The organism is Geomicrobium sp. JCM 19038, assembly GCF_000698125.1.
In the GTDB taxonomy this organism is placed as follows: Bacteria; Bacillota; Bacilli; order Bacillales; family Marinococcaceae; genus Geomicrobium_A.
On record NZ_BAXA01000007.1, the window covers coordinates 50,225 to 64,922 of the forward strand.

Annotated in this window: 11 protein-coding genes and 3 pseudogenes; 10 read left to right on the forward strand and 4 right to left on the reverse strand. The window is 40.0% G+C overall.

What is annotated here, in order from left to right; genetic code table 11:
* Window positions 1–96 precede the first annotated feature (96 nt).
* Window positions 97–507, reverse strand: a complete 411-nt coding sequence (locus JCM19038_RS20780; protein WP_052361443.1) for a sigma factor — start codon at window positions 505–507, stop codon at window positions 97–99.
* A 329-nt stretch (window positions 508–836) separates the two neighbouring features.
* On the opposite strand from JCM19038_RS20780, the gene JCM19038_RS10335 reads away from it, so the two are divergent.
* The 5 genes and pseudogenes from JCM19038_RS10335 to JCM19038_RS10355 all read left to right on the forward strand — a co-directional run bounded on the left by JCM19038_RS10335 (window position 837) and on the right by JCM19038_RS10355 (window position 6,354).
* Window positions 837–2,597, forward strand: a complete 1,761-nt coding sequence (locus tag JCM19038_RS10335; RefSeq protein WP_042417542.1) for a polysaccharide deacetylase family protein — start codon at window positions 837–839, stop codon at window positions 2,595–2,597.
* A gap of 5 nt (window positions 2,598–2,602) precedes the next feature.
* Window positions 2,603–3,879 (forward strand): annotated as a pseudogene (locus tag JCM19038_RS10340) (glycosyltransferase).
* Window positions 3,879–5,000 (forward strand): non-hydrolyzing UDP-N-acetylglucosamine 2-epimerase, encoded by a 1,122-nt coding sequence (wecB, locus tag JCM19038_RS10345; protein ID WP_042417545.1) that lies wholly within the window; start codon window positions 3,879–3,881, stop codon window positions 4,998–5,000. Before JCM19038_RS10340 ends, wecB begins: the two are co-directional and overlap by 1 nt.
* Window positions 5,001–5,076: 76 nt before the next feature.
* Window positions 5,077–6,096, forward strand: a complete 1,020-nt coding sequence (locus JCM19038_RS10350; RefSeq protein ID WP_042417548.1) for a glycosyl hydrolase family 8 — start codon at window positions 5,077–5,079, stop codon at window positions 6,094–6,096.
* A 39-nt stretch (window positions 6,097–6,135) separates the two neighbouring features.
* Window positions 6,136–6,354 (forward strand): hypothetical protein, encoded by a 219-nt coding sequence (locus JCM19038_RS10355; protein ID WP_193745109.1) that lies wholly within the window; start codon window positions 6,136–6,138, stop codon window positions 6,352–6,354.
* A gap of 29 nt (window positions 6,355–6,383) precedes the next feature.
* Here JCM19038_RS10355 and JCM19038_RS10360 read toward each other — a convergent pair whose 3' ends face one another.
* Complete coding sequence (locus JCM19038_RS10360; RefSeq protein ID WP_052361445.1) at window positions 6,384–7,580, reverse strand: sugar diacid recognition domain-containing protein; 1,197 nt, start codon at window positions 7,578–7,580, stop codon at window positions 6,384–6,386.
* 170 nt (window positions 7,581–7,750) lie between these two features.
* Here JCM19038_RS10360 and JCM19038_RS10365 point away from each other — a divergent pair.
* Both JCM19038_RS10365 and JCM19038_RS10370 read left to right on the forward strand, forming a co-directional pair.
* Window positions 7,751–8,919 (forward strand): annotated as a pseudogene (locus JCM19038_RS10365) (NAD(P)/FAD-dependent oxidoreductase).
* Between the two features lie 192 nt (window positions 8,920–9,111).
* A complete protein-coding gene (locus JCM19038_RS10370; RefSeq protein WP_042417553.1) occupies window positions 9,112–10,365 on the forward strand; it encodes a serine hydrolase in 1,254 nt (417 codons plus the stop codon).
* Window positions 10,366–10,402: 37 nt separating this feature from the next.
* Here JCM19038_RS10370 and JCM19038_RS10375 read toward each other — a convergent pair whose 3' ends face one another.
* Entirely contained in the window at window positions 10,403–11,479 is a 1,077-nt protein-coding gene (locus JCM19038_RS10375; RefSeq protein ID WP_042417556.1) for a hypothetical protein, read from the reverse strand.
* Between the two features lie 27 nt (window positions 11,480–11,506).
* Complete coding sequence (locus JCM19038_RS10380; RefSeq protein ID WP_042417559.1) at window positions 11,507–12,271, reverse strand: aspartate/glutamate racemase family protein; 765 nt, start codon at window positions 12,269–12,271, stop codon at window positions 11,507–11,509.
* A gap of 302 nt (window positions 12,272–12,573) precedes the next feature.
* Between JCM19038_RS10380 and JCM19038_RS10385 the strand changes: the two are divergent.
* The 3 genes and pseudogenes from JCM19038_RS10385 (at window position 12,574) to JCM19038_RS10395 (ending at window position 14,688) form a co-directional block, all read left to right on the forward strand.
* Window positions 12,574–12,815: pseudogene (locus JCM19038_RS10385) on the forward strand (PadR family transcriptional regulator).
* Window positions 12,808–13,698 (forward strand): permease prefix domain 1-containing protein, encoded by an 891-nt coding sequence (locus tag JCM19038_RS10390; protein ID WP_042417562.1) that lies wholly within the window; start codon window positions 12,808–12,810, stop codon window positions 13,696–13,698. Before JCM19038_RS10385 ends, JCM19038_RS10390 begins: the two are co-directional and overlap by 8 nt.
* An 18-nt stretch (window positions 13,699–13,716) precedes the next feature.
* On the forward strand, window positions 13,717–14,688 hold the full coding sequence (locus tag JCM19038_RS10395; protein ID WP_042417565.1) for a hypothetical protein: 972 nt from the start codon (window positions 13,717–13,719) through the stop codon (window positions 14,686–14,688).
* Window positions 14,689–14,698: the final 10 nt, after the last annotated feature.

Genomic DNA, 14,698 nt, shown 5'->3' on the forward strand with positions numbered 1-14,698 from the left:
GACTCTTTTGTCATTTTAGAACGTTTTGAAGCCGTGCAATCGCCCGCTTCCGCCAGTCTTTGACTGCGGAAACAGACACCCTGTATTTCTTTGCAATCATGCGAGGGGGCAGATCGTTGACGCAATGTTCATACGCCCATATGCGTTCTTTGTCGCTGAGAAGCGAGAGGTAATGCCCAAAATCATCCACTGTGTATCTGTCTGTTGCGTGGCCACGCTCTTCATATGTTTCTTGGAAGTCGGTAGGCATGTTATGGCCTGATAGGTGTACTCACTTTTGAAGTACGTCAACAGTTCATAACTTACGCAAAGCTTAGCGTACGCCGGGAATGGTCCTTTCTCTGGATTGTGTGTTTCGTATGCTTTCCACAACGCCATGTAACCTGCCTGCATTAGATCTTCATGGAAACCTCGGATCTGTGTGCGTTTAACAGAAGCTTTAATTAATGGGTTGTACTGATGATAGATTTCCTCGAAGTTGAATTGTTGACGGATCGACTTTGTCACTGAAAAATCCTTCCAGTGGCGGATCCGCCGCAATTGTATTCCCTCGGGTTAAGACTATAATACTATAGTTTAATGACTTAAGTATATATTATCAGAAAATTTTATTAATAATGTGTTAGAATATCTACGAATTAATGATCGAAATGTAAAATATATGAATCTTTTACAATATTAGTTATTCAATTCTAACTTATAGATATAATATACCTGGTGTTCTAGTAAATTATTACTTGTTTATTAGGGCTATTATCTACACGGAACAGTTGAATGGCTCTCTATACCATTAAGAGACACTCATTATATGGAAAAAAGTGAGGGGGATCGTTGTTGTGCGTAAGAAATTATCACATCAGATTAGTAACGTTTTAACCGTGATAAGTCTATGTTTATTAACAATGTTTTTCTTTTATGAAGAATCAAAAGCAGTAGAGAATCTTCTCCATCACAGTGAAGACCGACAAGTGGTGGTTTTCTATTCTTCTGCTACTGGGGAGATAGATGAACACCAACGCTTATTAGACATGGCCCTTCATTCGTTTACAAACGATGTACTCTGGGTACCGATTGAACATGCCAAAAGAGAGCATTTCCAAAATAAGACGCATCTTGTTTATTACGGTCAAACTATTACGAGTATTCCTCCTGAAATGAATCAATGGGTTCAAGAGTTTGACGGAGAAGTGTTAGCTATAGGGTACAATGTTCATCCTTTTTCTGAAGTCTTTAATTTTATTGAGGTCGGTTTCCCACAAACCATTACTGAATTGTTTGTGAATGAGGATTATGAGTCCAGGCACGAAACATACCCTGTGCCGGTTTTGAATGTTTCAGTAGGTCGGAATCAAACTGTAGATATCCATAGTAGTGGGGGAGACGGGTCACGTCATTTTCCGATGTATGTGCAAAAAGACCAGTATCACTATTTTGCCTCACCTAGAATTGATAAGCCTTTCTCTATCTATTTTTCAAACGTGTTAGTTGAATTTTTTAATCATGATTACCGAGACAATCATTATGGCTATCTACGATTAGAGGACATACATCCCCTCGTTAATCCTGAGCACCTTATGGCGATTGCGGAAGAATTAAAACATCTTGAAATCCCATATATGATGGCTGTTATTCCTGTATATACACATCCAGAGACAGGTAGGCAATATCATTTCAGTGATTCTCCTGAGGTGTTAGAGGCATTGTTGTATATGCAAGATCACGGAGGAAGTGTTGTATTACACGGATACACTCATCAATTTAGACAAAGCGAAACAGGAGAAGGCTTTGAGTTTTGGGATGTAGAGAATGAGATGCCTATCTATCATGATGCCGATACAGAAGATCCAGTTTTGTATGAAGAAGAGGACTTTATCAATCCTAGCGATTATGACGATTATGTAGAGCAGAATCATACCTTCGAACGTGAATACATTGAATCGCGCATTACAAGGGGAGTTCAAGAGCTCGTGAATTTTGGTCTTTATCCGTTAGCATTTGAAGCTCCGCATTATACGATGTCGCAGCACGGTTATGAAGTGTTATCTGATTACTTCTCCACGTATGTTGGTCAATTACAACTAAGTGATGAAAAATGGGAGATCATGGATACCACACCATTACCAACAACGCCTGATTTTTTGCACGGAATGACGTTATTACCAGAAACAATTGGTTATGTGCAACCAGATGCGGAGCAACCTGTGCAAAACGTTATGAATGAGGTCGAGTTCTATCAATCAGTGGACAGTAGTTTAATCGGTGGGTTTTACCATCCATATATAGAATTAAAGTATTTTGATGATTTTAGTGACGAATTATTGAAGCGAGAAGATATTACATGGATCGATCTAAAAGACTATCAAAATCATGTAGAGGTTGAGCATGTAACGATTCAAAGTGGAGAAGGAGAAATTGAAGTAGAGATTGACCGAACGAAATTGTTAACCACATCAATAGAATTTCCTGCCTACCATTTAAGAAACTTGGCACAAAGTTATGCTTGGGTGATAGCGGGAATTAGTGGAGGAACTGTGTTCGTGTTTATAGGATTAATATTCTTCCAAGTAATTAGGAGAAAAATTAGAGAGGAAGATTAGACTTCATGGCGGATTTGATACTCTATGTCTCGTTGTTGATCATTTGGTCAAGCTTGCTGTATCACTTGTTTCTAATGGTAGGTGGATACTGTTATTATTGGCAGCACTTTAGAATTGTCCATCAATGGCAAAAAAAGTCACTCCAAAAACCTGTCGTTAGTATTCTCATACCCGCACATAACGAAGAAGTAGTCATCCGAGATACGCTTTCTGCAATGGTAAAGCTTAACTATCCTAAAGACAAATTAGAGATCATTGTAATTAACGATCTATCTACAGATCAAACAGGAGCAATTGTTGATGAATTTTCGAAAGAGTATTCATTTGTTAAAGCCGTTCATACTAAAAAGCCTTTTGGTGGAAAAGGGAAATCTGGAGCTTTAAATCAAGGGTTAAAAAACTCCCAAGGTGAAGTCATTGTTGTCTATGATGCAGATAATCAGCCTGAACCTAATGCTTTGCATTATCTTGTGATGGGGCTAATTAACGATCAATCGGCAGGTGCCGTAGTTGGGAAGTTCGTGTTGTAAACGCAAAGAAAAATTTATTAACGAGATTTATTAATATTGAGACGTTAACGTTTCAATGGCTGGCACAGGCAGGTCGTTGGTATTGGTTTAAAGTTGCCACAATACCAGGAACGAATTTTGCTATTCGGCGTTCATTGCTGAAGGAACTTGACGGCTGGGATGAGAAGGCGCTGTCAGAGGATACAGAACTTAGTTTTCGTGTGTATGAAAGTGGATATCACATTCGCTTTTTCCCTGAAGGAGTGACGTGGGAGCAAGAACCTGAGACGTTAAAAGTCTGGTGGAAGCAACGAACGAGGTGGGCACGGGGGAATCTATACGTAATTGGAAAGTATTTGTTCCGTGTAACAGAATTAAAAAGCAAACGAGTGATGCTTGATTTATTGTATTTCATTTCCATTTATTTATTGTTTTTTGCAGGAATTTTATTATCTCACAGTTTGTTTGTGACGAGTTTCGTCGTTGATTTGAATTTGACAATCGGTTCGGTTTCTTTCCTTTTAATTTTTATAGGGTTTCTTGTTTTTGTTACACAAGTCTGTCTCGCTCTTAGCTTAGAACAAAACCAATTAACGAGTAAGAACGTGATGACGGTTGCGTTAATGTATATCATCTACTCACAAATGTGGATATTCCTCGTCATCTATGCTAGCGGTTTGGAAATAAAGAGGGTGATGTTTAAGCAAGAAGCAAGGTGGTATAAAACGGAGCGATTTAATTCCAAATCTAAAGGTCAAAAGGAGATTGACTAATGAAAACAATGACAATATTCGGAACTAGACCAGAAGGAATAAAAATGGCACCGCTCGTACTTGAGCTTGAACGAGATGAGGAAATTGAGAATATTATCGTGAATACTGCACAACATCGTGAAATGCTCGATCAAGTGTTGCAGTTGTTCGAGATTGTACCAAACTATGATCTTCAATCAATGGAGGTGGGTCAAACATTAGAAGTACTAACTAATAAAATCATTTACGGAATATCAGAGCTATTAGAGAATGAACGACCCAACCTTGTGTATGTCCATGGAGATACGACTACCACATTTGCAGCAGCCTATGCAGCATTTCTAAAAAAAATACCTGTTGCTCATGTGGAGGCGGGCCTTCGAACGAATACACTGCACTCACCATTTCCAGAGGAAGGCAACCGCAGGTTAGTGAGTCGAATTGCAACTGTACATTTCGCACCTACAATTGCGAATCGTGATGCGTTAGTTAATGAGAACATTAATGCAACTTCCATTCATGTAGTTGGTAATACAGTCATTGATGCACTACATTATATTCAAAAGCAAAACGTAGTGATGGATCGGTTCATTCAACCATTACTGCACAATAGGATGAAGACTATTCTTTTGACGACACATCGACGAGAAAATCTGAATGAACTGGAATCTGTGTTTGATGCAATCGAACATATTGTCACGTACGAGGAAAATGTACAAGTCATTTTTCCGGTTCATAAAAACCCTCACGTACAAGCAATTGCAAAGCGTAAGCTTGGAAGCGATATAAACATCCATCTTGTCGATCCTCTTGATTATCAAACGTTTGTTCAAGTGATGATGAATGCCGATGTCATTGTTACCGACTCAGGAGGGATTCAAGAAGAAGCTCCAGCTATTGGAAAATCGGTCGTTGTAGTAAGGGAGACAACAGAACGACCAGAAGGAATTCTATCTGGACATTTACATTTAACCGGAACATCGAAAGAGAGGATTGTGGAGAGTATCAGACATATTTTATCTCAAACAGAACATCGAACTACTTTACCAAATCCTTTTGGAAATGGTGATTCGGCCAAGAAGATTGTTGAAATAACAAAGAGGAAATATAGTGTTGCCAAAGTAAAGGAATTCGCCCATTGATGTTATTCAGACGATCCAAGTGGATGCTGATGATGCTAGGGTTAAGCCTGGATTAGTGATGATCGGAGGATGCACTATGAATAATGATGAACGCCCTATGACGGAGCGTTTCATCCATGAGTGGTTTTTGAATGATGACGGTACGTTTGCGACATATATTGTAGATGGAGATCAACTGGATGAAGATCTTGTTGCTGGTCGAGAAGCATTGTCTGAGACAATTGGCTTGTTAATGGAGTATGCCTTACTGCGAGACGATCATTCATTATTCCAAGAGTACGTTGAAGACTTTGAAGAGTCATTTCTAGAAGAAGACGGGATGATCTACTGGAAGTTAACGCCAGGTGCTTCTGAACATGTTTCAACGAATGCGCTAATTGATGATATTCGTATCGCCTATGCCTTTATGAATGCATATGAACGATATGGTGAAACTGAATATCGAGAAATTTCTCGTGTGATCACACACCAATTAAATAGTCGTTATCAAGATGCTGAGGTTTATACGGACTTTTATGATACAAAGCATGACTATGCGTCATCTGTTATTACGCTTTCATATATTGATCGGTTTGCCTTAGAGATCCTTCATCATGATAATCAATTGGATGAAACACTTTACCAAAATACGATCCACATCCTTGAAGAAGCACCTATTCAGAACGGGTTTTATCCTAAATCATACAACGTAGAACAAGCTGAGTATGAATTTGATCAAGAGGTAAATATGGTTGATCAGATGATCATTGCCTATCATGAGTCAAAAGCTGGGATGAGATCAAATGAACTGCTCGACTTTATACGAGACGAGTTTGAGAGAAGGGGAGTTATTCACGGAATCTATGACCTGAAGACAAAAACACCACTTGTAGATTATGAGTCTCCAGCATTATACGGATTTACGATTATGTATTTACTAGAAATTGAAGAGTACGAATTTGCGGAAAGTGTCTATGAACGAATGATACAGTTCCGAAATGAGGACACATCTGATCCCTATTACGGAGGTTACACGGTTATTAATGGAGATACTCATATTTTTGATAACCTTGTTCCATTACTGGCTGAGCAACAGTTGAAGAAAATCGGTATGTAATGTACAACCGTCCATCGAAATGACCGACGGTTTAAGTGTGTGTATTCTCAATCTTACGTAATGGGGATGCAGCAAAAGCGACTTGAGCTTTACGAAGAAGCTATGGAGATTATCATGATTGAAGCTCCCAAAGTGTTTACTTTGCAAGAACAATTACGTATCGGTGTATCTGACAACGTAAACAATTTTTCCCCACAACATCCAAGCGGTCGATTGTTATTTAATGAAGTAATCATTTCTTCAGAAGAAACCTATTAATACAATTAAGAGAGTAGCCACTTGTATGGCTACTCTCTTGTTATTTTCTCATCGTTTTTCTGGGAATGGACAGGACTACCCTTTGCACGAAGTGCGACATAAAGCAAGATGCAATCTTCGAATTGATCGAGATCAAGTCCTGTGATGTCTTTGATTTTCTGCAAACGATAGACGAGGGAGTTACGGTGAAGATAGAGCGCCCTTGCGGTTTTGCTTAAATTCATGTTGTGATGACAATATGAAAGAAAAGTTGTTGATAATGTGTTGAACTTCGGGTCATCAAAAAGGTTCGATAAGTTATCGTGCAGGCGTTTCTCTAAATAAGGATGCAATTGATCGAGTAATAAGGGAAGAGCAATGGACCAGTCCGAATAATGATAGATTTTATTCAATTCATTCGAATGTTTTCCAGCCGTCAACGTTCTTTCTGCACTTTCAAAGGATTCTTGAATGCCCGAGACGCTTTGCCCAAGGGGACCGATCGAAATTTGACAAGTGATTTGGTATTGCTCAAGCAGATGTTCTTGGAACCGATGAATCTGGTAGTGAAAGGATTTGTTTTTATACACATCATCAAGGTGTGTTGTTTTTAATAAAAGCCAGCGATCGAGCGTTAGCAGTGTAAGTAAATCTTGGTCATCATCAAGAACGTGTGCATTGAGGTATTCTTGCATCACATGATGGTCATGTGTCCACGTCAAAGGATTCGTTTGAGAAGACGGATGGAACTCAATGAGAATACAACATCTTCTCTGGTAAAGGTCAAATCCGATCATATTGGCATACTGTTCTATGCGATCTGTACTCGTTGAAGGAGTATGAAGTAAGTGATGGATCAGTGTGTCGTGCTTTTTTGCTTCAAGGATTGCACTTTCTTGATAAAAAGATTCGTAACAAAGCATTTCTACATGGCTTTTTACGAGTTTCGTATAGTTGTTCACGTCTTCAGGATTGCCAACAATACCGAGTACACCGATTGCACGTTCATTAAAGTAAATCGGTGCGGCAACGCCAGGCAACACATTGACGAATGACTTTGCGTACGCTTCATCGAAATGAACGATTTGGTCTTTCTTTAACACATCAATCGATGCACAGTGAATTGTACCGAGGCGTTTAGAGTCTGTGCATCCGACAATGATTCCGTGTTCATCAGTTATGCTCATTGGATAATCGAGAATATCGGTCGTTTGATCAACAATTCGTTGTGCGATTCTCTCTAGCAAAACGAACACCTGCCTTTAAAGTAATAGTATTCGTCAAATGTTGACAGGTTCCTTCGTGAAAGTGACGAATAATCCAGTTGTTTCGGATGAGTTTTTTGTGGAGAGTAGCTATAGAAGTGTCTTGATCGGTTTTGTACAGTTATAAGAAATGAAAGAAAGTAGGCGGGGCGATGAATTCGAAACATGCGGATCTATTAATCGTTGGTGGCGGTGTGATCGGATCAAGCATTGCTTATCATTTACTTAACGCGGGCTACGAAGGAAAAGTAATCGTATTTGAAAAAGACCGAAAGTATGAATATTCATCGACGCCACGAAGTGCAGGTGGCATTCGCCAATTGTTTACGACGAAAGTAAATATTGAATTGAGTCAATATAGCTTATATGTTTATAAAAATTTTCAAGAAACGATGAAATTTGATGGCTTTGATCCGGAGATTGACTTGAAACAACGAGGGTATTTATTTTTAGGAACCGATGAGATGATGAGTAAGTTCGAAGAGCATCTCAAATTGCAACACCAACTCGGTGTGAACTCTGAAATTCTTGATAAAGCGGGATTGTTAAAACGTATTCCTGAGCTGAATGTGAAGGATATTGCAGGAGGAATTTATTGTAGGGAAAGCGGTTATTTGGATCCATATTCCGTCATGCAAGGCTACATTAAAAATGCAAAACGCCTCGGTGCCGAATACGTATATGATGAAGTTGCAGATCTCGTGCTTGATGAAGTCTTCCAAAATGGCGTCAAGATGACGAATGGGGATACGTACTATGCACCGATCGTAATCAATAGTGCAGGTGCCTGGGCGTCGCAGTTGAGTCAACAAGCGGGATATCCATTACCTGTCGTCTCACTACCGCGTCGCGTCTTCCAGTTTGACACTGAAGTGCCACTACAAAATCCATTACCACTCACAATGGATCCTACAGGCGTTTATTTCAGACACGAAGGCGAGCACTTTATTAGTGGATACGCGGAAGATTATGTACCAAGTATGGATTTTAGTTGGAAACGACAAGATTTTATCGAAAACATCTGGCCAATTATCGGACATCGTGTTGGCCCGTTTGAACAACTGAAGCTTCAGAGCGGTTGGACGGGATTGTATGACCACAACACAGAAGATCATAATGCAATTATCGGTGAACATCCTGAGGCAAAAGGTACTACGTTGCCTTTGGGTTTAGTGGACACGGCATGCAACAAGCTCCAGCAGTCGGAAGAGGCTTGTCGGAATTGATTATGAAAGGGAAGTACGACACCCTCGACTTAAGTCCATTACGAGTTGAACGATTTAAAGAGAATGCATTAGTCATTGAAGATGCAATTTATTAACGTTGATTGTATTACGAATGGCGTCATGCTGCTTAGCGTTGAGCAGCTCGACGTCATTTTTTGTTGGAAGTGGTTTAACTGAGGTTAACCTGATTTAAATTATACTAGCTATAGTAAGCAAAATGTACAAAGCCAGTATCTATGGTATACTCAATTACTGTTTTTAGAAATAATATAAGGAAGGAAACAATCATGCCAACGATAACAATTTTCGCATTTTTAGTATTCATCATTCTTAGTCTAATTCCGTTGCGCAAAGAGAAAAATCGGAACACGTGGGGGTATATTAGCGCGTTTGGATCAACGATTGTAGCCATCGTCATATTTTTAGCGGTCTTATTATTAAATGTTAATTTACTATTAGGTATAGGAATCATGGTCGTTATGTCCATCCTCTTGGATCGGAACACGTATACGAAAGCAGGCATCATTACGTTAGGTATTCTTGCCATAATCATGGGTGGTTTAGCTTACTACGTACTAAGAGAGGACGTAGACTTTGTTGTAAATTACATTAAAACAGATTCTACTACTTCTTTTTATTATGCAGTGAATGATGAAGTTGTTGTGAGTCGAAATGAAGACATGAATATTCCTTTAGCGAGTACAGCGAAAATGACCATTGCTGGTGTTTTCGCTGAAGAAGTTGTTTCGGGAAACATCGATCCAGATGAACAAATAGACATTGTAGATCTTGAGAAATTCTACCTTCCTGATTCGGATGGTGGTGCACACCTTGCATGGTTGAAAGATGTAGGTGAAGAGACCGTTTCGTTAGAAGAAGTTGTTCGTGGGATGATTTCATTTAGTTCAAATGCAAATACGGATTACCTTCTAGAGCGATTAGGCATTCAACATGTGAATGAACGCATTGCTGAATGGGGCTTGGGAAATCATGACAATCTAATTCCTTTTGTCAGTGGATTAATCGTTATTCAAGAATATGATAGGGATCTGGAAGACTTGCCATTTGAAGACTATGAACAACAGGTATTAGAAACGCATCAATCGATTGTTAATGGACAATTGGATGCAAGTGAAATGAACCTTACTGCAGGACTAGGAGACCAACGGTTTTGGTCAGACTGGTTACCTTCATCTACGACAGCTGAATACAGTCGATGGCTAAATCAGGTGCAAACTGGGGAGTGGGCGGATGAGGAAGCCTCAGACTATTTCATGTCCATTTTAACTGATATCTACGACGCACCAGAAGGATATACGATGATGGGCGGGAAAGGTGGTTCAACGGCATTTGTGCTAAATGAACCAAGGTTCTTGACTACAGTCGACGGTGATTTCGTGCAGTGGGCAATGTTCACCGATAACTTAAATGCGTGGGAAAGGTTTAAATTAAACCGGAATTACTTTACATTCGTACAGCAGTTTCTAGAAAACCGAGAGTACAGAGAAGACGTGGTTGAGGAATTACAGTCAGCTGAATAAAAACTAAGGTCCTCCAAAAGTTTTGGAGGACCTTGTTCTATGCTTCGAGCTTTTGATCTGGAAGGTCGGTAGGCTTCTTTCTAGAAATCGCCTTAATCGTAATCGCGCCCATCAGAATAAAGCCGATTAACCCTGTGATTGGATAGAGAATGTTCACGAGATCTGTAAAACCGACAAAGCTTGCTCCGAAGGCAAGAAAGCCGAACAAAGTTCCATACAATTTGAACTTCATTGTGCCAGGACTCATCATTCGACTCGTAAATGAATAGAGCATCCCAACGGCAGTATTAAAGATCATCCCGAAGATTAATACGACAAAGAGTAAAGCGGTCAGCGGCATAAAGTCAGAAGCTATGATTAACGTTGGCATTGCAACATTTGCGGCTAAATGGAAGTTCGAGAAGATTGAAATGTGAATCATTAATGTTAGTAAGCCCAGTGTTAAACCTCCGACCATTCCTCCGATGAACAATGCTTTTTTGTTTTTCGTAGAACCCCCCATAACTGAAAGCATTGGAAAGCTTGCCGCAACACAGTTTGAGACGAACAAGCAAGCACCAAGCAACCAGTGAAACGTCGCTGCAGATTCTGGTTGTTGAAGTTGCATAAATTGTTCAAATGAATAATCCGTCGTAACCGCAGAGTATCCGGACATGGCAACGAGCAATACGAACATAATTGGTGTAAAGATTCCGAGTACGTAAAGAATCCCTTTGAAATTTAGAAACAACGTTGCGATTGTTAGTAGCGTGAGAATTAAACTACCTAAATATACAGGCAATCCAAATTGTTGATCAAATAGGGAGCCGCCACCTGCAATCATGATGACCAAGATTCCAAATAAGAAAAAAGTCAGAAATAAATCGACAAACACAGCTAAATACTTTCCACACAAATATTGCAGTACACGGTAGTGGGACTTCGCGTTAATCTCACTTCCAATTCGAATCACACTCGTTAGTAGGAACATAAACAGACCTGTGGCAATCAGAGCACCAATTCCTCCAACCCATCCGAAAAACGTAAAGAACTGCATGATTTCTTGTCCTGATGCAATTCCAGCTCCAACAACAACCCCAACGACTGCGAATGCAAACGTTAATCCATCTTTCATGTAAGTCCTCTCCTTTGTTGAAACGTCTCACATAAATCCGTAATAAGGTTTTTGCGTGGTCGCATAGTGCATCCAATGAATAAGCGTAATAAAATCATACACAGGTCGAGATGTTGCTTGTTGAATCGCGTAAGCATACGGTGGCAAATCACTACACTCAAGTAGAATGACAGCAACATCATCGTCAACGAGTGACTTAGCTGCTGTTACGGCTTCTTGTTCAAGAGCGGCGTGGTCAAATGTTCCGCGATCTTCAATAATGCATGAAAATTCTGTTAAATAACTCAAATCTTCAATGCGGATCGAGGACGGGTCATGGATGCCACAATTCTCTAGAAGCTCTGGTGAGATTCCTTTTTCATAAGCGGTGAGTACGCCGACCTTTTTATTAGGTTTTAACCCTGCAAGAAGCCAAGGAACTTGCATGAGGCTGGATAAGTAAACCGGAATGTCGACCGCTGCCGCGACTTCCTTTTGGAACCGTCCAAAAAAACCACAAGCGGATGTGATGGCTCTCGCTCCTTCTTTTTCCAATTCCTTTGCGGTTTTCACAACAGTTTCGAGTATACTTTCATCACCGTTTAGTAGTTTCATTGTCGTGCAATTCGGGACTTTTTTTAGCATGACTGGAAATGGATACGTGCTTAAGTTTGCAACATTTCCTGGAACGGTTGGGTACCAGCAATCATCCAAATATAGAATGCCTACTGAAAAACCCGTAACATATTGTCCGCGTAGCTGCGTCACCGATGTTAACTGTGGATGTACATAGCCGTATGTACGGTTTTGCATTGAGACCCCTCCTTTTTTAACAGAATCTAGATACTTCTACGCTACCGGACTATTTGTTTGTACTCTACAGCAGACATGACCAATTTTTTCGTGAGATGTTGCTGACCTTTTGTGCAAAAGTTCTAAAGGATTGGTTAAACGACTGACAAATCACTGTTGAAATTCATACCATGCTATGTCTATACTTTGTAATACGAGGTATGAAGAAAAGAGGTTATTCGTTGGATAAAGAAATGATGAAAGGCAATATTGATTTGATCTTACTTTCACTTATCGCGAAAAAAGACTTATATGGTTACGAAATGACAAAGAAGTTGCGCTCGATTAGTGATGAGTCATACCAAATGAGTGAAGGCACACTTTACCCATCGTTGAAGCGAATGGAGAAGAAGGCTGGATTGAATCGTATTGGGACGATCGTAGCGGAAAGCGCCGAAAATATTACCATGTGACAGATGATGGTGTACGAGAGCTTAAGAAAAAGCGTGCCGATTGGGTCGTACTAAATGATCTCGTCCAACGGACGAGTGAGTCCCATGAGTAGTTTTCCGAGTTTTGTAGCGCGGATCGTTCAGCAAACTGACGGGAGTCGCGCTGAACATGAGGATTTGTATGAAGAGTTGCTCACTCATCTTGAAGATCTGAAAGAAGATAAAATGAGCAATGGCAAATCTGAAAAGGAAGCAGAGGAGGAAGCTATGACTGAGTTTGGCAAAGAGTCGGTTTTAGGAGATCAAATTCAACAAGCGAAATTCCCTTTTCGAAGAGAGATGTTTCTTGGATTTGTGTTTGGGTCGTTTTTATGGATGTGTGCACTGTTTGTCCATATCGTCGTATCTGAACAAATGGCAGTCTATTCATTATTTACGATCTTTATCGGGCAAATCGCAGTGCTCGTTATATCATTAAACCAGCGATTTGTGCTTAGACGTAAACTGTGGATGAACATGGCATTGTTGGTGCATTTAGTGTTGTTTATTTTGTTTGGTCTAACAGGCCTTTATACGCAAGCAATGTCATTTCATGTGTTGTTTTATGTCTTAATACTATTCAATATTGCACTCATTTATCTGACGACGCTATCGTACAACGCGTCATCGAAAGAAGTTAGGACTAGGCGTTATTTTCATAGTGTGCAATTAACGACAGGTTTTATCATTGCTGCGTTTAATGTAACGATGAGCTTCGGTGCAATGATTTTTGTTGGAATGAACATTATTTTGCTCAATTATGCGTTGCCGATCGTCGTATGGGCACTAAGTTACGTATTGCAAGCAAAATTTCTACAGCGAACGAAACGAGCGATGATAATTAGTACCGTTATTACGCTGTTCGTCTTTTTGTTTGGGATATTGCCGATTGCTAGTCTTTGGTTTGAGATTGTGCCAACGGAAATTGTACGGTTCTTCTGGCCGTTTAGACCATAGAGGAAGGAGAGTTTAAGTATGAAGTTTACCAATATACTCCTTTTACTCGGCGTGATGACTGGTATTGTCTTATCATTAGCGATCGTTGGTTACATTCAAACGAACGAAGACGATGGTCCACGGTTTACGGGGGAGTTTGACGTTCAAGGCGATCAATTGTTGTATGCGTTGGAGCATGAGGGGCAGGAAACAGTGTTTGTCGATGAGGAAAAAATCTATGAAGCTGATCCTGGCTATCAAATCTTTGATCTTGCTTTTGCACGAGACGAAGTGTTGTTTATTCATACAACTGGCTATGATGTTCAACCAGCAGGTGAAGGAGAAAATCAACTGAGAACGAGCGAAATTATTAATGGCGCTGGAGACATTATTGTCGAAGCAAGGGGAGTACTCAATCAACTCGTTTACGATGAAAAAAATGATCAGCTGTATGCGGGTGGAATCCATATTTCACAAGGTGTTAAACCTGAACAAGGCTTTGAACCTTTAGATGAGGGCTTTTTTAAAGTCGAAGAAGATGGTTCATTGACTCGAATTTTTGATCGAGCGATGACGGTTCATCAAGTATTAGACGAAGGACAATTTGTTGTAACGATGTATGATGATTACGAGCTGGATGAGCGAACAGCAGATTCAATTTTCGAGTCTATTTCACGTTCATATCTGTATGATCCGAACACGGAAGAGGTTGAATTATTGTCAGAAGAAGATACGGAAGTCGACGTGAGCCAATCAGTGATCTATGACGATGCACTGCTCTACCAGACAATTATGAACCCGAATAGCAATGAAAACTATGATTATGATCTCGTTTATGAAGGTGATCGCTTAAACGTCGGTTCAGCGGTCGGGAACATTCAAGTGCAAGACGATCAGCTATATTATACAAAACGTGAACAAAGTGGTTTTCAAAACAAGCCAGCGTTTACACTTTATACGTATGACCTTTTACAAGGAATGGAAGAAGAGGTGACATTAGTCACGGATTAGCGATGATCCC